The organism is Nostoc mirabile CHAB5784 (genome assembly GCF_020829645.1).
GTDB lineage: Bacteria > Cyanobacteriota > Cyanobacteriia > Cyanobacteriales > Nostocaceae > Nostoc > Nostoc mirabile.
The window spans coordinates 67,549-88,021 of sequence record NZ_JAIVFS010000004.1; the positions used below are offsets into that span (position 1 = coordinate 67,549).

Annotated in this window: 15 protein-coding genes, 1 tRNA gene, 1 pseudogene and 1 other annotated feature; of the genes and pseudogenes, 6 read left to right on the forward strand and 11 right to left on the reverse strand. The window is 42.6% G+C overall.

Annotated elements, in window-relative coordinates; translation table 11 throughout:
• Positions 1–394 precede the first annotated feature (394 nt).
• The gene (locus LC653_RS04655; RefSeq protein ID WP_229492907.1) at positions 395–643 is read right to left on the reverse strand and encodes a hypothetical protein; all 249 of its coding nucleotides are present in this window, start codon (positions 641–643) and stop codon (positions 395–397) included.
• 153 nt (positions 644–796) lie between these two features.
• Between LC653_RS04655 and LC653_RS46750 the strand changes: the two genes are divergently transcribed.
• Entirely contained in the window at positions 797–1,153 is a 357-nt protein-coding gene (locus tag LC653_RS46750; protein ID WP_308189033.1) for a transposase, read from the forward strand.
• Positions 1,119–1,373 (forward strand): RNA-guided endonuclease InsQ/TnpB family protein, encoded by a 255-nt coding sequence (locus tag LC653_RS46755; protein WP_308189034.1) that lies wholly within the window; start codon positions 1,119–1,121, stop codon positions 1,371–1,373. Before LC653_RS46750 ends, LC653_RS46755 begins: the two co-directional genes overlap by 35 nt.
• 245 nt (positions 1,374–1,618) lie before the next feature.
• Here the strand turns inward: LC653_RS46755 and LC653_RS04665 are convergent, their stop codons facing one another.
• The 10 genes and pseudogenes from LC653_RS04665 to LC653_RS04710 all read right to left on the reverse strand — a co-directional run bounded on the left by LC653_RS04665 (position 1,619) and on the right by LC653_RS04710 (position 12,376).
• Entirely contained in the window at positions 1,619–2,266 is a 648-nt protein-coding gene (locus LC653_RS04665; protein WP_229492908.1) for a HesA/MoeB/ThiF family protein, read from the reverse strand.
• A gap of 42 nt (positions 2,267–2,308) precedes the next feature.
• Positions 2,309–3,142, reverse strand: coding sequence for a hypothetical protein (locus tag LC653_RS04670; protein WP_229492910.1), 834 nt, complete (start codon positions 3,140–3,142; stop codon positions 2,309–2,311).
• Positions 3,143–3,286: 144 nt separating this feature from the next.
• Positions 3,287–3,342, reverse strand: a sequence feature (23S ribosomal RNA rRNA prediction is too short).
• 431 nt (positions 3,343–3,773) lie between these two features.
• The gene (locus LC653_RS04675) at positions 3,774–5,207 is read right to left on the reverse strand and encodes a vWA domain-containing protein (RefSeq protein WP_229492912.1); all 1,434 of its coding nucleotides are present in this window, start codon (positions 5,205–5,207) and stop codon (positions 3,774–3,776) included.
• Between the two features lie 292 nt (positions 5,208–5,499).
• Positions 5,500–5,880, reverse strand: a complete 381-nt coding sequence (gene rplL / locus LC653_RS04680) for a 50S ribosomal protein L7/L12 (protein ID WP_229492913.1) — start codon at positions 5,878–5,880, stop codon at positions 5,500–5,502.
• A gap of 81 nt (positions 5,881–5,961) precedes the next feature.
• Positions 5,962–6,032 (reverse strand) — tRNA-Gln (locus LC653_RS04685).
• Positions 6,033–6,094: 62 nt separating this feature from the next.
• The gene (locus LC653_RS04690; RefSeq protein WP_229492915.1) at positions 6,095–6,535 is read right to left on the reverse strand and encodes a hypothetical protein; all 441 of its coding nucleotides are present in this window, start codon (positions 6,533–6,535) and stop codon (positions 6,095–6,097) included.
• A 318-nt stretch (positions 6,536–6,853) separates the two neighbouring features.
• Positions 6,854–7,054 (reverse strand): hypothetical protein, encoded by a 201-nt coding sequence (locus LC653_RS04695; RefSeq protein ID WP_229493134.1) that lies wholly within the window; start codon positions 7,052–7,054, stop codon positions 6,854–6,856.
• Positions 7,055–8,158: 1,104 nt separating this feature from the next.
• Positions 8,159–8,506 (reverse strand): annotated as a pseudogene (locus tag LC653_RS04700) (aldehyde dehydrogenase family protein); the annotation flags it as partial.
• 42 nt (positions 8,507–8,548) lie between these two features.
• On the reverse strand, positions 8,549–9,271 hold the full coding sequence (locus LC653_RS04705) for a cyclase family protein (protein ID WP_229492917.1): 723 nt from the start codon (positions 9,269–9,271) through the stop codon (positions 8,549–8,551).
• 297 nt (positions 9,272–9,568) lie between these two features.
• Positions 9,569–12,376, reverse strand: coding sequence for a PAS domain S-box protein (locus LC653_RS04710; RefSeq protein WP_229493136.1), 2,808 nt, complete (start codon positions 12,374–12,376; stop codon positions 9,569–9,571).
• Between the two features lie 1,020 nt (positions 12,377–13,396).
• Here LC653_RS04710 and LC653_RS04715 point away from each other — a divergent pair.
• From LC653_RS04715 to LC653_RS04730, 4 genes are all read left to right on the forward strand, one after another.
• The gene (locus LC653_RS04715) at positions 13,397–15,937 is read left to right on the forward strand and encodes a GTPase family protein (RefSeq protein WP_229492919.1); all 2,541 of its coding nucleotides are present in this window, start codon (positions 13,397–13,399) and stop codon (positions 15,935–15,937) included.
• 52 nt (positions 15,938–15,989) lie between these two features.
• A complete protein-coding gene (locus LC653_RS04720; RefSeq protein ID WP_229492920.1) occupies positions 15,990–16,790 on the forward strand; it encodes an Rpn family recombination-promoting nuclease/putative transposase in 801 nt (266 codons plus the stop codon).
• Positions 16,791–16,846: 56 nt separating this feature from the next.
• A complete protein-coding gene (locus tag LC653_RS04725) occupies positions 16,847–17,110 on the forward strand; it encodes an RpnC/YadD family protein (RefSeq protein ID WP_229492922.1) in 264 nt (87 codons plus the stop codon).
• 218 nt (positions 17,111–17,328) lie between these two features.
• Positions 17,329–20,304, forward strand: a complete 2,976-nt coding sequence (locus tag LC653_RS04730) for an acetate and sugar kinases/Hsc70/actin family protein (protein ID WP_229492923.1) — start codon at positions 17,329–17,331, stop codon at positions 20,302–20,304.
• Positions 20,305–20,473: the final 169 nt, after the last annotated feature.

A 20,473-nucleotide genomic window follows, 5' to 3' on the forward strand; every position in this document is an offset into this window, starting at 1 on the left:
AACGCTCTTGCATTTAACAGAGGTTAATTGAGGAATTATGCAAGAGCCGAAGAATCGTTTCTTCTTAGAGGATGTTTGAAAAGTTTTAGGGAGTCAAAAATTAAGCCACTCGCCTCACCATAATACGGAGCATAGCTATAAGCTTTGCAGGATAAGCACTACAGCTTTTAAAGCTATTGAACAGTGTCGGGATGGGGCAGGCGATTGTCCTTGGTGCAATGCAGCGTAGCTTCTTGCCGCCGTAGGCATCGCTGCAAACAAAGTTGAGCGCCCTGTGCAATGGCTTATCCTTCTCTAAGAAACCGCATTTGCTTGGGGTTGGGGAATAAGCTCAAAACCCAATTGCTTTGCCCTTTTGTGGAGATTGTTGACTGTTCGCTCACGATAGTACTGTTCATAATCTGTGCAAAAATCGGAAAACCCTCTTTCCCCCAGCTAAGTACAGCATTTCATTAATTCGTAGCGAATTAAATTTGGCAATACCCTGCAATGCCAATGCATCGGCTGACAATGCCAATGCATCGGCTGACAATGCCAACGCATCGCCTGACAATGCCAACGCATCGGCTGACAATGCCAACGCATCGGCTGACAATGCCAATGCATCGCCTGACAATGCCAACGCATCGGCTGACAATGCCAATGCAATACGGTTCGGTTAAGGTGCATAGGCCTTAAAGATCCCCCTTAGTCCCCCTTAAAAAGGGGGAAATAGAGCCATTTTTAGCCCCCCTTAAAAAGGGGGGTTGGGGGGATCGAGTCTTATCCGAACCGTATTGAATGCCAATGCGTCAAAGTGGATAACCAGCAAGATGCACCACCAACTACTTCTGTTATCGGTATTGATGTAGGCTTGGAATATTTCTACTCTGATTCTTTGGGCAACCATGAAGAAAACCCCAGATATCTACGCAAGGCGGAACTTGATATCAAGCGGGTTCAACGTAATATTTACAAGAAGAAAAAAGGGTCATCTGGTAGAAGAAAAGCGCGTGGTGTTTATGCGCGTAAACATTTAAAAGTAACAAGACAAAGGAATGAACACGCCTTACTACTGGCGCGTAACTTAACCCTGGCTAACGCGCTTGGTAGTCTTGGAAGATTTAAATATTTCCGGCATGGTAAGAAACCACAAGCTAGCCAAAAGCATTAGTGATGCGTCTTGGTACAACTTTCGTCAGTGGCTCGAATACTTTGGAAAGAAGTTTGGGAGAGAAATAATTGCGATTCCTCCCCACTTCACGAGTCAAGAATGTAGTAATTGTGGTGCTAAAGTCCAGAAATCTCTCAGCACTAGAACTCATTCTTGTCCACGTTGCGGATATATAGAACAACGCGATGTGAATGCTGCCAAAGTAATTTTAAGGAAATAAATTACCCAAATAAACGAACCACAGAGACACAGAGAACACAGAGGAATGAGGAGGAGAGAGCTTTTTCGTTAATTTTTGAGTATTTTTTTATTTGGAAGTCCCTTATGCAACGCCGTAATTCGTAATTCGTAATGGGGATTTATACCCCGCCATAAAACTTACGGCTTGTTATTTGCTCTTTACTTAAACCCAGAGAGTTTGGTAAATCCTGATGGGCGATGGCTGCGACAAGCCGCTAAGAGCGTCTAGGCAATGTACAAAAACAGAGATTGAACAGTTAAATCCTTCTGGGTAATGGTGAAGTTACGCTGTTCTGCTGTGGCAATGAATGAAACGATCGCTTCACATGCCACGGCTACGGTTAACATTACCAGGTTTCGTGTCAGGGGATAATCACAGACATCATCATTCACCTCGGAAGGAACGCGATAAACGTCATTCCAAATCACTTCTGCATAATCAGTCGATAGCCCAGCATGAAGACAAGGAGTGCTTAGTTGTTCTGCATAATCTTTCACTGCTTGACGTGCCACACTATTGTCAAAAACATCGACAATTAGCTGGCTGTCTTTGAGTAGTTGGGTTGTATTTGCTGATGTCAACTCCTTTGTTTTAGCATCAACTTTAGTACCAATTGCTCGATATAAATTGTTCGCCAAGATTTTCGCTTTGAAGGCTCCAACATCAGAACGGTAGTAAGGCTGAGTCGAAAGGTTACGCTCCTCAATGCGATCGCGATCAATCACTGTAAGTTGATCAAAACCAGACCGAGCTAAGTTTTCCGCAATGTTAGCTCCTAATGCTCCAGCGCCACAAATTGTTACAGAATAATTTTTTAGCTTTGCCATCACAGCATTGCTGCGGTAAAGCTGTTCGTGAAAAAACATACTCATAATAATTCGTAATTCGTAATTCGTAATTCGTAATTAATACACTCACCACTCTTGATGTTCCATTACACCTACTAAGGATTGCAAGTCAAAATCGCGATCGCGTCCACTCAGACAAATGCCAGAACTGACAACTGTCAAGTCAGCTTTAGCGATCGCACTAGTGTGGCGAACACCATCAGCAGTTGTCCAATCAACTGTCCAATAATCGCCGCGATCTTGGAATTGATTTAAGGTACCGCCGCCCATCCGCAATGCCTTTTTCAGTCGCTTTTCATCCTGTTGGGGTTGAGTAAAGCCCTCAATGCGCCGCGTTGCTAATTCATACACTGTGCGGATTTCTGGAGTGATGCCCTTAAACTGTAATTCCTCAGCAGAAGTAAGTTGCTTAACGGCAGATTGCAGAGTTTCAGAAATTGCCGGATCTGTACGGCGATCAACTTCCTCGAACCAGCATGACTGTCCATTCCAACGGGCAATAATTTGCTCAAAGGTAACGCCCTCGGTAACTAGGTGGACTGCGATCGGCTTAACTACCTTCAACCGTTGACGCATATCTACTTCATTTACAGGGTATGCTAACCAAGTTTGTTTTTGCAGTTGATGTGCTAACCGCAGTCGTATTTGGGGAAAGTGTTGCAAGTATTCCGCAATCTGGGGTAAGTCTGCTTCTTCTACAACCGTTGCTGTTTTCTCATCCACAGCCTGAAAAATGCCCCAACCTTCAAATTTACTAGGCTTTGGGCTGAAGGTGTAGATCATCCCGGCTACCCGTGTGCGAACTCGTCCACCTTTGACACAGGGCGCGAGGAATTGGGTTGTAGACAATTGTGCTTGTGCGATCGCAATTTGGTTGATTAGCTTAAATATGTTAGTCATAACTAATGCCAATTTTCAAAAATAAGGCTACCAATGCAACCCTAGAAACCGTTATGAAATCTCACTTTCTTAATTACGAATTAATATAATTCTGCGTGCAAGTTGGTGGAGCATTGCGTGTTCTCAGTTACTAGAGGGACTCCACTGGTGAGTTGTTACACACTCTTTTAAGGATGGCTACTTTTAAGCCAACCTCCCAGGTTCTTCGCACTCCCCGTTCACACACGCCCACTGCATTTGACAGTGTTACCTTTCCTCTCGTACTAGTATGTAGGCTCCACGAGTTGGGACACGCAGGATATATACTACATTACACTACAATAAAGACTTGTTACTTTCCAGATTGCAAGAAATGGGCTAGTCCTATTTACCTATAATTCTCATGAATGAGTCTTTGATACTCGTGAATGAGTCTTTGATACTCGTGAATGAGTCTTTGAACTCCGTTAATGAGTCTTTGAACTCCGTTAATGAGTCTTTGAACTCCGTTAATGAGTCTTTGAACTCCGTTAATGAGTCTTTGATACTCGTGAATGAGTCTTTGAACTCCGTTAATGAGTCTTTGATACTCGCCGAGTAAATAAATATGGTGCATTATGCCAAAGGCTAACGCACCCTTGTATTTTAGAACTTACTTATCATCTCGCACAGGCAACGGCATATCCAGAATCTCCATCAGCAAATCCAGACGAGAGGGGCGCGTTAGCAGTGGGACGATGTTCGGCAAACTGTAGTAGTCACCCGCGAAGGTGAATGTATCTACAGGTACTTGCTGCTGCTTCAGTTGACTCTCCACCCAGTTGTAATTAGTACCTACACGGACAATCACCACATTGGGCATTATCGCCAACTCCCGGCAGTAAGTCTTGTAGACTTCATCGAAGTAAGGAGCCGCATTTTCGCCCTCATCCGTCACTAGGATAATCTGGTCAACAACCTGCTTTTTCCGCCGCATTGCTTCTAATGCACAGCCGATACTAGTACCACCACCTGCATTGATATGCTGGAAAGCACGCTCCCAGTCGGTCAACTCCTTGCCCTTTGCCGTAATAGCGTAAGGAATGGTATCGAAAGCGTAGACAAACAGTTCTGCCTGAGTGATACCAGAGATTAGGGCAGCGAGTTGCAAACCCGTCGCGATCGCATTCTCCATTGAACCAGACTTGTCCACCAATAAAGCAGTTGGACGTGCGATCGCACCACGCCGTTTCACCTGTTCGTTTGTCACCTTTTCCAGTCGAGCAACGGTGTCTGCGTCAAAATCTCCTGCGTCTGTTGCAATCTGTGCTTTGAATGCTGAGACACGCCCACTCTTAGAAGCTTCTTCCAGCTTGGAATCAATCAGCTTCTTAACTTTTGGGTGATCCATTGCACCCCTAGTCTGGAGAGACTTGAGGTTGTTGATTGCTTCTTGTGGAGACATGCTGTTGATCAACGCCACTAATACAACTGGTGTGAGTTGCTTGATCGCACCAATTGCGATCGTGTATGGAATTTTGAACTCCACAATCAGCCGTGCCTGTTCTGCGGCATTTTCAGCCTTGGCAACCTGCTTCAGCACATTTGCTAAGGAACCTTCTGGAGGAGTATCACGGAACAGAATCGCATTTGCCCGCTCATTTGGTTTGATGTGCAGCGAAGCATATAAATGCTTCATTGCCTTACGACCTCGCAAAGCGGCGCGATCAAACAGAGCCGGATTGCTCTCCCGTGTCTTCAAGTAACGCCGTACCGCAGTCCGAGCCGAACGAGGTAGCTTGTTTTGCTGCTGCTTCATGAAGTCCACTACACGAGCCACTTGATAGGGTGGAAACTCTTGGAGCATCATAAATCCAGCATCCCGGTGTTCAGTTAAATTGCTAGTTAACAAGTAAGCAAGAAACACTTCCTTGTGGTCGCGGACATCACCATGACGCTGATACCAGACTGCCAGATGTCCGTAGAAGATGGGATCGAGTTCAACAATTAACTGATGAATTTCTGTGACTTGCTCAAGTTTGCGGTGAGGAGTTGTGAGCAAACTGTTGAGCATTTCCAAACGCAGGTCACGTTCTGCGATATCCATTATGAACCTCCTTTAAGAATTTTGGATTTTGGATTTTGGATTTTAGATTGCAATCCAAAATTGAAGGAGGCAGATGTTGCACGCGAGGCGATATCACCGCGCAAGTTGTAGAAGCATTGTGTATAACTTATTCAGAGTTATGTAAGCTTCTGCGATCGGGGCGCGGCAACAACTGCCAATTAATAAAATTGAATTTTTAGATAGTAGTCCTAATTCATCTATGAAATCCTCTATATTTTTTCTTCTCTTCGCGGCCTTCGTGTCCTTCTCTGCGGGACGCGGTTCGTTTAAATTACATAAGAGAAACAACAGATCCTGTCTCCTCTAGCTGTTGCTTGAGGTTTTCAGCCGCTTCTTGATTTAATCCTGCCTGAACCACTTGAGGAAGGGAGTCTACAAAATCTTTTGCTTCTTTGAGTCCCAGTCCGGTCACCGTCCGAATGACCTTGAGTAAGGCAATCTTTTTCTCTGCTGGAACCGATACCAACAAGACATCAAACTCCGTTTGAATCTGTGGTTGAACCTCATCTTCATCTCGCTTATCAATCCGACTGAGTTTCGGTGTGGAAGTATCAACATTGAAGGTTGCTTCAATCTGCTTCACTAGTTGAGTAGTTTCGTTGACAGTTAGAGACTTGAGTTGTTCTAAAATTTCTAGGGTTTTCACAGACATAGCAACCTCCAATGAGTCGCTGTTAACTCATAGTTGATAATGAATAAAATCACTTCATGCAAGTCGAAAAAGCTGTTGATTCACACACGGGATTTGAACCCGTAGTAGCTTGATCCAGAGTCAAGTGCCTGTTCCAATTCGGCTAGTATGTAAGCTTTTCCGGTTAGGGCACGAAGTGAAAATTTTAGTTGTGAGAAAGCTGATTTAAAATAAATCAAATTTCTTTCTTATTACACTGCTGAATCCTGACAGCGTAAATTCTTCGACCTCTATACATTGCGGCAGAACGATGAATTATACCTTTGACAACATCCGTCACATAATGAGTTGGTGGCGGTGGAAAATCTTCAAAGGTAATTAAATACCAAATCTCGTTTAGCTTCTGGTATTGATGATAATTATCAATGATGACAATATCAGTTTGTTCCTGCTTTAGCTTCTGCTTTCGAGGCACTTTCTCAGATGCACAAAGAATTCCAGTTTCAGGATGAATATAGAAGCGATCGCGATGGTTTGCATCTAGCTGAATTCGATACCCTCGATAAGGCTTGCTGTAAAAACCACCATCAATTATTTCTACATACCGTTCAACGTAGTCCCACACATGGCTAACATCATTGAAATCACCTCTGTATTGAGTAAAGGTTATAGACAAATACGATTTAAATAATTTAAATTCCGCACAAGTTAGCAAAGCAGTTTTCACAGTTGCCTATACCAATTTGGCTACGCTCCCATCAAAGGGAGCGACAGGAATCGAACCTGCATTCCGTTGCCGGAGTGTGTGTAGGCTTCACAAGTTAGGGCGCGGAATAAAACTATGCAGTTAGAAATGAAGCAAAGGTTTATGTTTTAAACTTTCTTACCTTCTGCTTGGAAAGTGCTAAGTTATAAGTTCCGAGTAAATAATTAAAAGTGATGAGTCAAAGAAACTAATTTATTCAAAACTCCTAACTCCTAACTTCTAGCCACTTTAACCATAGACAGCTTCCGGGCGGACGATAAAATCACCACTGGGACGGCGATCAATTACGTAAGCAGAAAGGCGATCGCTATTCACATCTAAATGCCGAGCAACGCGCTCCTTCACCGCCACATCATTCATCCCTGCTGCAATTCCGAGTTGTGTTTTTGGGACATCAATAGAACGTCCTTCAAATCGAATATGAACTATTGCAATCACCTCTTGTTTTAATTACGAATTACGAATTACGAATTACGAATTCGTATTAGTGGATCTGATCGGGATTGAACCGATACCCTCCCTGTGAGAGTTACACTCACACCTCGTGCGAGTCGAAAAAGCTGTGGTGACACACGCAGGAATCGCACCTGCAACTTATCGTTTTAGAGACGATAGCTCTACTATTGAGCTAGTATGTAAGCTTTTTCTGTCAGGGCACAAGTGACATCCGGGATCTCTACCGTTAGAGCTACAGACCCAAGGAAAGCATGATTGCGATGCTCTAATTGAGGTTATTGCAACCTTCAATAGAAGTCAAAGCAAATGGAGCCGTCGGGAATTGTAGGCTTTGCCTTCCTGAAGGGTACCCGAATCCTGCAACCGTCCGTTTGTTGGCTTCGGAGCAGTCGAACACCAATCGCGGCCCCAAAACTGGGTACTGCCGAAGGAAGTTGCTAAACTAATCCCCAAAAACTAGCATCTATGCAATTGTCAAGGTTCCGAGAGGTTTTAGTTTTGCCTTTTGAGGAGGTTTTTTTCTTGATACTACAAATGTAATACATAAATTACATGGTGTCAAGGGGATACTACAAATTTCGCATTCCGATGCGTGTCATTTAGATTTTCTGATTGCGAAAGTTCCTATTAATAAGGGTTATACGATTTCGCTGTAACAATGATACAAATACGTTGGTAGGGGCATGGCAAAGACCATGCGTGTCAACTTAACGTTAAAAGGGCGGTTATAAACCGCACGCCAGTTGCAACAAGAGTGGCTCGCCGCCCAACGCACTGGCTTGTCTACACGAGACAAAACCTGCCTCCGTGGGTTAAGCAATCAAAGATTTTGTATTAGTCCACGGAGGTGGACGAGAGCGAGAGTGCCGCGAATTCCCTGAGCCAAGGCAAAAGTAGACACCAATGGGCAAAGACAAGCCCCTACGAGAAATCTATATGTATCAGGGTTTTCGTGAATTGGTATTACAGATTATTCTTTGCTGAAAGTGACACAAATTTTTGTGAAACTGAGCGATCGCGCAACATGTTGTAAGACTTGCGAAAGTTTTGCAGTCGGGATGTTAATAGTAGATGTAATTAACTGCGGTTATCTATCTGAGCGCGTTGCAAACTTCCAGAGAAGTCAACATAAACACTTTTCCACTCTGTGAAAACATCCATTGCAGTAGTTCCAGCTTCGCGGTGTCCATTACCAGTTTGTTTCACGCCACCAAAGGGCAAGTGTACCTCTGCGCCGATAGTAGGGCCGTTAATATAGGTGATACCTGCTTCGATGTCGCGCATGGCAGTAAAAGCCCGGTTGATATCGCGGGTGTAAACTGAAGAAGAAAGACCGTAATTGCTATCATTGAGAATTGCGTAGGCGTAGCCCGCCGTAGGCATCGCTTCCTCAAAAGAATTAACCTCAATCAATGCCACTACTGGCCTTTAGAAAATTGGCGTGAGATAGAAATATCGATATAAAAATTAAGGCACGAACGCCAACACCCCCACAGGAGAACCAGAACCACCACGCAACCTGAGAATGCCGATCGCTAGAGTAGTACCTTTAGGTGGCAGTTGATCCAAATTGGTGAGATTTTCCAATACAATGCGTGGTTTCTCCAACACCAAGTGGTTAATAGCAAAACTGTTATCCTGTCCGGGGTCTACACCATGAGTATCAATTCCTACCCCTACTATTTGCCGTTCATCCAGTAATAATTGAGTCGCATCGCTGCCAAAGCCTGGAAAGTGGACAATTCCTTGAGAATCATGATTTAGGAATGCACTTTTATCAAACCACTTTTTTTGCCAACCAGTATTCAGTATAACTACGCAGCCGCCAGAAATTTCACCGTATTGTTCTTCCCAAGCCAGAACATCAGCAATAGTCAAGGCATAATCAGGATTAACTGCTGTGGCTTGGCGAATATCTATGACCACCGCAGGTACAACCAAAGACTGGGCGGGGTATTGGTCAATTCCCACAGCATAACTATGAAAACTGTTAGGGGCGTTGATATGAGTAGCGCTATGTTCCCCCAAGGAGAAACGTCGTAGGTAATAGCCATCATTATTTAGTTCAGCCACAGTTTCAAATTCTACTGGAGGGTCGCCAGACCATTGGGGAATATCTATGTCAATTACATGACTTAAGTGGATAACGCGTGTATAGGTGATACTATTTTGACTTTGGGGTTGTATCATAATTCTTCTCTCCCCCTGCTTCTCTTCCCGAACTGCCTCAACTAAGAAATATCCTGAACCGAATGGTATTGGGGCTACACCTACGCAAAGATAATACTACCATTACAACGTTTTTTAAACGATTCAACTGCAACATTTCTAGTCCTACTTCCCTGTATTAGAAGAAATAATCCCCCAATTCCTGTAAATTTCAGGTTGTTGGGGGGGGTTCAAATGTTGCAGCAAAAAGTGAATTAATCTTAGTTAACAACTAATAGGTTAATATTTGATTAATTTTTGATTAAAATTATATAATATTTACGAATCGAGTTGCTGCTTGAATGGAATCATGATCGCAAACTCGGCACCTTCTCCTGGTGCTGAAATACACTGGATTTGCCCGCCATGTTTTTTGACAACAATTTGGTAACTAATTGATAACCCCATGCCCGTGCCTTTCCCGACGGGTTTTGTAGTAAAAAAGGGGTCAAATACGCGTTTGCGTACTTCCTCAGTCATGCCTGCGCCATTGTCGGCAATGCCAATGATTACATGGTCTTTTTGGATGAGGGTGCGAATGCGAATTTGTGGAAAAGTCATTTGTCCTTGGTCATTTGTCCTTTGTTCAGTGTTGTTTACTAATGACATAGGCGCTTCTCTACGAGACGCTACGCGAACGCCTTCCCGCAGGGTATGACTAATGACATAGGCGCTTCGCCTTCCCGCAGGATATGACTCTTCTAAAGCATCGATGGCATTTGTCAACAGATTCATAAATACCTGATTCATGTGTCCAGCGTGACACATTACTGGTGGCAGGTTGCCGTAGTCTCGGATTACTTGGATTTCGGGATGTCCTGATTTGGCTTTTAAGCGATTTTGCAACAGCAGCAAGGTGCTATCAATACCTTCATGAATATCTACTCGCTTTGTACCGTCTTCATCAAGGCGAGAGAAATTGCGTAAAGATAGGACAATCTGCCGAATGCGTTCGGCTCCCATATTCATAGAATCTAGGATTTTGGGCAAATCTTGCTTGAGAAAGTCTAAATCAATGGCGTAGATTTGTTGGTGAATCTCTGGTGTTGGTGGGCAATAGTTCTGTTGATAAAGGTCTACCAAGTGCAGCAAATCCTTAGTGTATTCACGGGCGTAGGTAATATTACCGTAAATAAAATTGACGGGATTATTGATTTCGTGGGCAATACCTGCAACCAATTGTCCTAAACTGGACATTTTTTCAGTTTGAATTAGTTGTGCTTGGGTTTGTTGAAGTTCTAGCAGCGCCGCTTCTAGTTGTTGGGCTTTGTCTTGGGCAGTTTGGGCAGCGATGCGGCTTTGGGTGTAAAGTTTAGCTTGGTCAATGGCGATCGCTAGTTGAACTGTAACTGCTTGTAGTAATTCTACTTCGCTGTCCAACCAAGGCCGGAAGCCACTACAAGAACTACAGCTAAATGTGCCAATTTCCCCAGATTGGGTGTGTACGGGGAGCGACATAAAGGCGGTGAAACCAAAATCCTGCAAAAACTGCTGTGCAGTGCGCTCGGCCACAGTCTCTACATCATTAATGCGGATGATTTCTCTGTTCAAGGTTTTGGCTGCGATTAGTTCGATTTCTGCATTAGTTGCTTCTTGCTGGTTAAGCAAACAGGGGTAAGAGGAACTTTTCGCCTCATATACTCTCTCCCAGTAAGGTAACTCAGCGTCTTGCCGATACCAAAAAAAGGCGCAGCGATCGATCTGGAATAAGTTGCGAATTTCCTGCACTGCGGTTTCCACAATGTAATTGAGATCCAGGGAAGCTCGAATCTGGTTAGAAAGACGATTGAGTAGGGCTTCCCGTTGTGCGCTTTCTCTGAGTGCAACTTCTGCTTGTTTGCGGTCAGTGGTGTCATGGCAAATACCAACAAAGTTTAAAACATTACCATTGGCGTCTTTAATAACAGATGAGTTGCTTGTATGCCATCGCCAACTACCATTTTTGTGTTTTACCCGATATTCTATTGCGTCTTGTTTCTCACTTGTTGTCAAAATTCTTTGAAAATAATCGGCACAAATATGCACATCGTCAGGATGTACAAAGGGAACAAAGGATTTGCCTTCAACCTCTGCAACCTCATGTCCAAAAATTTCAGTCCAGTTAGGAGAAACGTAAGAAAATATCCCTTCAAGTGTCAGCGCAAAAATAATGTTATTGGCGTTTTCGACAATGCTGCGAAACTTGGCATCGCTTTCTATGAATGCTGCTTGTACTTTGTCGCTGGTGTCGCGGACAAGAATTATGATTTGCTGGTCTGGTAATGGTAATAACCTAGCTTCAAAATTATTCTTCCCTTCTGGTAGCGCTAAGGTATATTCAAAACTGAATAAAGATTGAGTTTCAAGTACTTGAGTTATTGCTTGCTGGAAGCGATCGCCTACAGCAATCGGTAGGCATTCTCGCAAACTCTTGCCCTGACAATCTCCTGTTGGGATATACGGTTGAGCCATCTTTCCTGGCTTGTAATCCAGAATAATTCCATCAGCATCAAGACGAAAGTATAAATCAGGAAGCACTTGCAAAATCGCTGCAAATTCTGATGTTTTTTGGCGTAACTGTGATTCAACTGCTTGGCGTTTTGCAGTTTCAGCTTGTAGTTGTTCTAGTGTTTTTGCTAATTCTGCCGCCTGTTTTTGTTGATAATTTGTAGATGCCGAGCAGCTTTCTCTCAGGGTGGGTGACACTTCTGTTATATCCACGCAATAACCAATGTAACCAACAAAGCTACCATCTGCTGCAAACCGTGACACGGCTGTATCTAAAATCCAGCGATATTCGCCATCAGCCCGACGCAGACGATATTGCCTCTGGAACGAATCATGCGCCGTCAATGCTCTCAGGTATATATCTTCACATCGCTGTCTATCTTCTGGATGGACGCTGCAAGCCCAGATATTGCCTATCTCCTCTCCTCGCACAGATACAGACGCGCCTGTTGTTAAATATTTTCCAGTAAATTCCAGCCAATTTGCATTTAAATAACAGTAAAGTGCATTGCATCCAGCCATCCAAATCATCAGAGGAGCAGTATCCGCCTCCTGACAAAATACTTTTTCATCCTGTTCTATTTCTTTCTCTTTGACCATGATTTGGTTAATGTAGCTCTGCACCTTTTTAGAAAACACTTTTGCCTGCCTGCTCTGCCTAAATTATTAAGGTAATAGTCTGAAAATAGGATTTGTTAATAGATATATATAATCTTTGTGCCAACCTAATATTTATCTTAATACTTTATTTGTTTTTATCCATTAAAAAATTCCTCTTTTACTGTAAATAAATTGAACAAATGCTGAAGTTATGATTAAGATTAACTTCAGCATTTTTGGTAAAATTTAAGCTATCCATGTGTGAGGAAACTTGTTTGAGTTTGTTTATTCTTAAAATTACCTATAAATTCATCTTAGCTATGTAATTGCATTGCTCAAAAACCTAATTTAGCTTCACGAAAACTATATGATTCACTATGAGGCGCTTACATCTTTATCAGAAATTCACAATAATCAGAAAATTCATATCAAATAAATATTGATTTTTTATCAAGAAGAATTCAGCATGAATTAGAGTCCTAGCGACTATAAGTCGCACGCCAGGTGCTTCAAGTCGGCAAAGCCGGACGCCAGGTGCCTCAAGTCGGGAAACCCGCCCACAGCACTGGCTCCCCAACGCACTGGCTTGGCTATACAGACAAAACCCACCTCCGTGGGTTGGAAATTTTTGATTTTTCATGTTTTCCACGTAGATAGACAATGCTAGTGTAGTAGCGAATTATATTCACCTAATACTTTTTGGACATCCTCTTAAAATAAAGGGTATAAAAGGGTTTAATACCCACATCTCTACTAAGGAGTCTCTAGTCAAATTGTGGTATAAAACTCTACTTTATTCCTTCTGACTCCTGAATTCTGACTTCTAAATTATTCTTCAATTTTCCAATTCAAACCCGATTTCTCAAAATTGTCTTGACCGTTCAAAACGCCTCATACGAAAATCGCAAATTAAATGAGAGAAATGCTAAATGTGATATCAACACGTTGCAACAATGGCTGGTAATCGCATTTTATATGTTATAAAGCTCACAGAAATTAATGTTAGGCGGAAACTACTTTATGGAACCAGATAAACTGGGCCGTTTTAAGGAGTACGGCGAATTCATCCTCCGAAAGATAGATTCTGTGCCCCAGCAACCTTCAAAACAAGAAGATTGGGTTCCAGCTAGTCTTGACGACTGTCTCCTGCGTCTGCGATCGGCTGCCCAGAAAACTGTAGACCTTGCAACTTCACCTGTCAAAATTGGGGTGATGGGGGAATTCAGTAGTGGGAAAACTTTACTTTTAGGCAGTCTAATTGGATATGCCGATGCTTTGCCGGTCAGCGAAAACCCTACTACAGGTAATGTTACCGCCATACACATCATACCGCAAGATGACTTTGCCACTACACAATTAAGTAATTTTACTGTAGATTATCTTTCTCATGAAGGGGTACATGAGTGTCTACGCTTCATGCTAGGGGAAGCCAATAAACGGACAACAGCAGCAGGGCTTCCTCCTATACCAGTATCGAAACTCAACTCTGGCACAGATATTATTGGCTGGTGTGAAGAAGCATGGAATAGCAGTAACAATTTAGAGCTACGTTATTTACTCCGGGAGTTGGTATTATTCCTACGGGCTTATCAAGCTTATGGGGAAGTTATGTGTGGTGGGCATTACCAGATTGATGCTATTACAGCCCGCGAAGGGCTACAGCTAGTCGAACAGCCAATGGCAATCCAAACGCTGAAATTTGAAGATTTACCTCCAGCGCATATCCGATTACCGAGTCCACCCCAGAGGCTACCAACAAAGTTATTACAAAACAGCTTCCCACTGATCCGCCGCGTAGATATCGATGTGAAAATCTCACGGGAAATTTGGGATTTTACAGGCGCAGCCAAATTTATTCTCATCGACTTTCCGGGATTAGGGGCTGCTAATTCGGGGGCTAGGGATACCTTTTTGTCACTGCGAGAATTGGCAGAAGTACAAACAATTTTGGTATTGCTAAATGGTAAATCTCCTGGGAGCGATCGCGCCAATAAAATCTTCACGATGATGCAGCAGCAGCGACCGGGACAAGACCTGAAAGATTTAATTCTCGTAGGTGTGGGTCGCTTTGATCAACTACCGCTAGAGGGCGAGGGTGGCGAAAGAGAACTTGACCAACTGATTGAAGATAGCGATTTACAAGAGGAAACCGTTTTCCAAAAACTCAAAGTTCTGCAAACTACCATTGACGGTGCAGAAGCGTTTACAACTCAAAAAGACCGCATCGTTTTACTATCGCCACTGTTGGGACTAGCTGAATTGGCAAAACGTTCTAGTACCGTCAAAGCAGGTTCAACAGAGTTTTTGGCTAACTTAGACTATCCTGATTATCTAGATCGGTCTAAACGGCTACAAGAAAAATGGGAGCTATTAAGTGAACGACTATTAGAATCTAACACTCGCAGTTATTTGGGCAGACAGCTAGGTTACTTTAGTCAAGATGGGGGACTTAGTAAGCTGCGGGAATTGATTCAAACCCACGTAGCGACTCATGGACTGAAGCAACTGTATGAAGATACTCGGAGATCGGCTGATGTGGTGAGTCAGCAACAAGATCACTTGAAGGACATCATAGATGAAATTCACGAGCAAGGTATCCCTACAGGCGATAGTCCCGCCTTTATCGAGTTGCGCTTTGTGGTCGAAAGCTTGGATAAAATCTACAGGAATTTTCAAAAAGATTTAGGGAAAGAACCACTCAAAGACCGGCGCGGTGTTGTCGTCAGCGATGTAGTTAAAGACGAACTCACTTTTAGAATACTGAATTGGAACCAGTGGACTTTACTCTTCAACAAAGCCAACAATGGAGCGATCGCTCTGGCAGAATCTAAAGGTGCAGCTGGGAAATTATTTGATCGGGGAAATCGTGTAAATACTTCCCTTCCGACTAAAAGCGATGATTTTTATCCAGTATTTGAGAAAACCGTTAAAGAAGTAGAAGATTTTGCCCGCGATCGCATCCATCAAGCAGTGGTAGATTTGTTGAATCAATTGTCAAATTATGTAGCCCCAGAACGCGAACAATTGCAGGCATTTTTCCATCCAGATATGGAGCAAGAAATCGAAGAAAAATTTGGTTTTGAAGATGCCGATCTCTTTTACAAATTATTACTAGGATGCGATCCTAACGAATGGAAAGAAGCAATTATCTCTGAAATCACTAGTAAAAACAAAACCGTTGCGCCCGAAATCATCTTTCCTCTAGCGCGTCAAGACGAGAAACACAACGTTGGTCAAATCTTTGACTGGGCACCAGAAAAAAGCCAAGGTTTACCTAGATCGAGTAATCACCAACTTTTAGTACTGCGGCTGCGAGATGAAATTACTGCTAGCGCCAGCCTTCACCTTGTGCAGTATGTTAGCGAAGTTAATCAGCAAATAAATTCCGAACTTGAAGGTATTTTGGATCAAATTATTCCTAGTTTGCAAAACCTTTCAAAAAAAGAAACTTTGCTGAGATATTTGGCGGCTGGAGACTTGCCATCTGAGATCGCAATTCCTACTTGGTTGCAGATTATTTCAGAACTTGCTGCTGTTTCTTACTTAGATGATTTGAGATAAGCAAACTGAGAAAATAACTGATTGCGATCGCTACGGTTATGAGGATGTATTTGTGAGACGTGATGCGATTTTTTATGCAATTTTTAAGCGTGTTCCAGGATTGTTTTTCGAGTTAGTAGAACAGCCACCAGCCGAAGCTAGTAACTATCGCTTTGAATCAGTTGAAGTTAAAGAACCAACCTTTCGGATTGATGGGGTATTTTTACCTCCACCGGATGCAACATCTCAGATGATCTTTTTTGCTGAGGTACAATTCCAAAGAGATGAGTTACTGTATCATCGGTTTTTCTCCGAATCCATGCTGTATATGTATCGTAACCCGTCACTTTACGATGACTGGTATGGGGTAATTATTTTACAGTCTCGCAGCTTGGAACCGGAAAACACTACTATTCACAGATCGCTACTGAACAGTTCCCAAGTACAACGGATTTATTTAGATGAGTTAGGTAGTCCTGATGAGCAAAAATTAGGTATCAGTTTGATGCAGTTGACTATTGCCTCAGAGACTCAAATGGTGCAAGAAGCGAAACGTTTAATTGAGCGGGTGCAACAAGAACAGATAACTGTTTTAGCTAAGGAGGAGATAATAGATGTAATTACAACGATTGCAGTTTATAAATTTGCCAACTTAAGTCGTGAAGAGGTAGAGGCTATGTTAGGAGTTAAGTTAGAAGAAACTAGGGTTTATCAAGAAGCTAAACAAGAGGGACGAGAAGAGGGACGAAAAGAAGGACGAGAAGAAGTAAAACTTGAACTTGTACCTCAGTTTTTAGCTCGTGGTATGTCGATGGAAGAGGTTGCCCAATTACTTAATTTAACCATCGAACAAGTAAGGCTTGCAGCTGAGTAATCACAAAAATTACTGGTTATAAATTTGCCAACTTAAGTCGTGAAGAGGTAGAGGCGATGTTTGAAATTAAGTTACAAGAAACTAGGGTTTATCGAGAAGCTAAAGAAGAAGGACGACAAGAAGGACTAAAACAAGGAATACAACAAGGACTACAGCGAGGACTACAACAAGGACTACAACAAGCAAAACTTGAACTTATACCTCGGTTCTTAGATTATGGTATTTCGATAGAAGAGGTTGCGAGGTTACTTCATTTAACTATCGAAGAAGTCGAACAAGTAAGACTTGCAAATGAGCAAGAATCTTCAACATCAACTTAGTAACTGCCGTAATTTTCATAGCGATCGCCTAGTTTGGGCTACGCCTACGCCCTTTCATATAAAAGCATAGCCCAACCTAGATATCGTGCCAAATAAAAAAGCCAGTGCTAAAGAGAATCAGTGGTACAAGACCAAAGATTCTCTAAATTTGTAATTTTATGATACAACATTACAGTTTTTAGCCAGGTATAAAACAAACAACAGAAAGTGATACTATAATGAACCCTTTTCAACTCAACAAATATAGCGATCAAGAACCAAGCGAAAAACAACAAAAAAGATTTCCTGGATGGTTTGCTTTAGATTTTGGTACATCGAATTCCACAGTTACACTCTTCGATCCAATTGAAGTACCGATCGCAGAAATTCTACCCAAAGAACAAGAGATGCGGTTGCGCGATCGCTTATCACAATGGCTAAGTTCTCCCGCCTCAGTGGCTTTACCAGATGTCAGTGCTGATGATTGGGAAAAGTTTATCGCAGAAATTAGCAGAAACCTGGATATAGAACCCAGCCGATTGAGTGAAGTCTTTGAAAGTGACAATAAAGAGCGATTTTTAGAAGCAATTCGCCAAATTGAACTTTCTTTAGGAAACAGCGAGAGATTCCGCCGTGCTGTCAGCAAAAAACTTTACCAAATCTATCATGAGGTGTTCCGCGTCCCTACCCTAGAGTCGCAAAATCTGATTCCAGTTGTGCTGGATATCGATCGCCGCGATACGGAAATTCCCAGCGAGTCGGAAATTTCGCAGTTAAGCGACTTAAAACTGCGGATGGGTAGGGAAGCTAGAGATAACCGAAAAAAAGCGATCGCTCAAGGTACAAGCGGTTCTTTAAAGGAAATTATCAGCAGATTTCACCATTCACCCAAACGCTATTTTGGTCAGGAGCGGTTGTTTCCAGTTATTTTGGATGGTGAAGAAGAAATAATTACCGCTAACCAACTGATCCAATCTGCTTGGGCGCATTTAATCGAGTTAACTGAAGATTACCGCCAACGCGCACAACGCAGGTTTTCAGAGGGAGATTTTTTAACAGCAGTTGTCACCTACCCTACTGTCGCCCCACCAGTTGTTCGCAAGGAAGTTAAGGAATTAGTTGAGCAGTTGGGGATCGACGATGTACAAACTGCTTATGATGAAGCCGTTTCTGTGGCGATATTCTTTTTATGGCGAGAATTTGGTGGTAATCTCAACATTGGCATCGAGTCATTCAAAACTCGTTGTCACCAAGCAGGAAACAAATGGTCACAAAATGTTCTCGTTTTGGATATTGGCGGGGGAACCACAGATTTAGCTTTAATTGAACTGACTTTAGAAGATAAAACCCCTACCTTTGCCGATTATGAAGACCGAGGTTTAGGAGGACGTTACTATAAACTTACTCCCAAACTATTAGGTTCATCTGGTCATTTACAGTTAGGTGGTGAATTAATTACACTGCGAATTTTTAGATTATTGAAAGTTGCGATCGCAGATTTTTTATTGACAGCAGTAACAACAGGTGATCTTGAAAGCGAAAAGCTAGAAGATTTAATTAACTCTGAGTTAAACGAACGCTTTTTAGAACAAGGCAAATTCAAAACTGGCAGTCTTTTAAAATGTCTAGATAAAGAGAATCCAGAAGGCGATATTGCTTACAAAGATGCCCTAGATACTGCCGAGAAAGTATTACCCACCCGTTGGCAACAAGCACCCCAACGCCTGCAATCATTTTATATCCTTTGGGATCATGCGGAAGCAGCTAAACTTAAACTTGGGCAAAAGCCACCAGCAGATAATTCTCTATTAACCTTCACACTTTCTGAACAGCAAATTTCCGAACTGCTCACCCAAAGCGCCGTTAAATTACAAGTCAAAGATCCAAATAGCATCTGCGTTACCCTAGATAACCAGCAATTTGAACGAGCCGCCGCTTCTGGAATTAAAGAAGCGATCGGTATTGCCAAAGGATTAATGGAAAGTCGCTTGCGTCCCGATGATATCACCAAAGATTCTTGGAATTCCCAAAAAGTTGATTGGTTAATTTTATCTGGAAAAACTTGTAATTTAGACGTAGTGCAGCGCCAAATCTACCAAGAATTTAGTAAGTCTCCATATTTTGTGTGGAATCCAGAACGAATTACCTTTGTGCTGGAATTTACCAAATTAGCCACCTCCGCCGGTGCTTGCTATGCCGAGAAACTGCGAAGATTAAGATTCGATCCAGAAGAGTCAAAAAGCTTGCTGCGTAAGGGAGCCAACCAGCTAGAAATTGATGTCAAAAACCTGTTTTATTATTTGCCCTGCAACTTCAAACGCAAAACTCAAAGTAACGATTTACTCACCATATTCAAAGCCGGACAAGAACTCTATCAACTCGCGCCTTGGGAAACTGTCGCCAAGGTTCGTACTGTATGGCAAGGAATCCAATTAACTAATATTATTTACCGTCAAGACTACGAGGATGGAGATTTACGACTATGGGGTAGCTTCGACGGCAAAAACCTCATGAATAAACTGGAAATGCAAGAAGCAGAGTTTCTGAAAAAAATTAAAGTCCAGTTTGAAATTGACCAAACCCTTGAGTTTAACGTCTTGCTTTGTCAGGGAAATCCCCATTATTTAATTGACATTCCTGGCATTGATTTAGAATCGGTAGTTTCAGAAACTTCAGCCCTATTTGCTGATGGCAAATTGAACTGGAATATTGCTGTGGAAGGCTTCAATAAAGATTTAAATGATGGTGATATTGCCGTCAATGTTATTGAGTCCGCAACTGTTGATCAACCAGATGCCTATCATCTTGTCTTTGAAGTGGGAAATGATGGTAGTAAATTGTTCCAAAAATTTCACTATCTGCGCGATGGCGCGACGCAACCAGGAATTGGGTTAATTAGTAATCCCTTACCACCATTCCCGCAAACTGGCCAACACACCTTCTATGTTTATCAAACAGATGCGGAAACCAACAGTAAAAAATGGATAAGAATTGGCGCACTCAGCAAACCAGATGTGACAACAGATTACCCTTGCCAATATCGGGTAACTCTTGATGATCAAGGCATTCTACGGATGCACGCCGGGGAAGTCCCTTACTGGACATCAAACAGTCAAGAATGCCTCAAACAAGAGGGATGCGTTTATCTTGCTGAATTAGAATTGCAGCCCAACGAAGTTGATAAAGAACGCGATCCATTTTGCGGCATACATTAACTCTTGCATTAAACCTCTGCGTTCCTCTGCGTTGAAAAAATTAAGATTTTTAAACGCATAGGCGCTTCGCCTTCCCGCAGGGTAGGGGCGCGGAGTAAACGCAAAGGGGCGCAGAGGTTTGCCAAATTTAATTCGCTACGAATCACATACAAGTAATATTTGGAGGTGA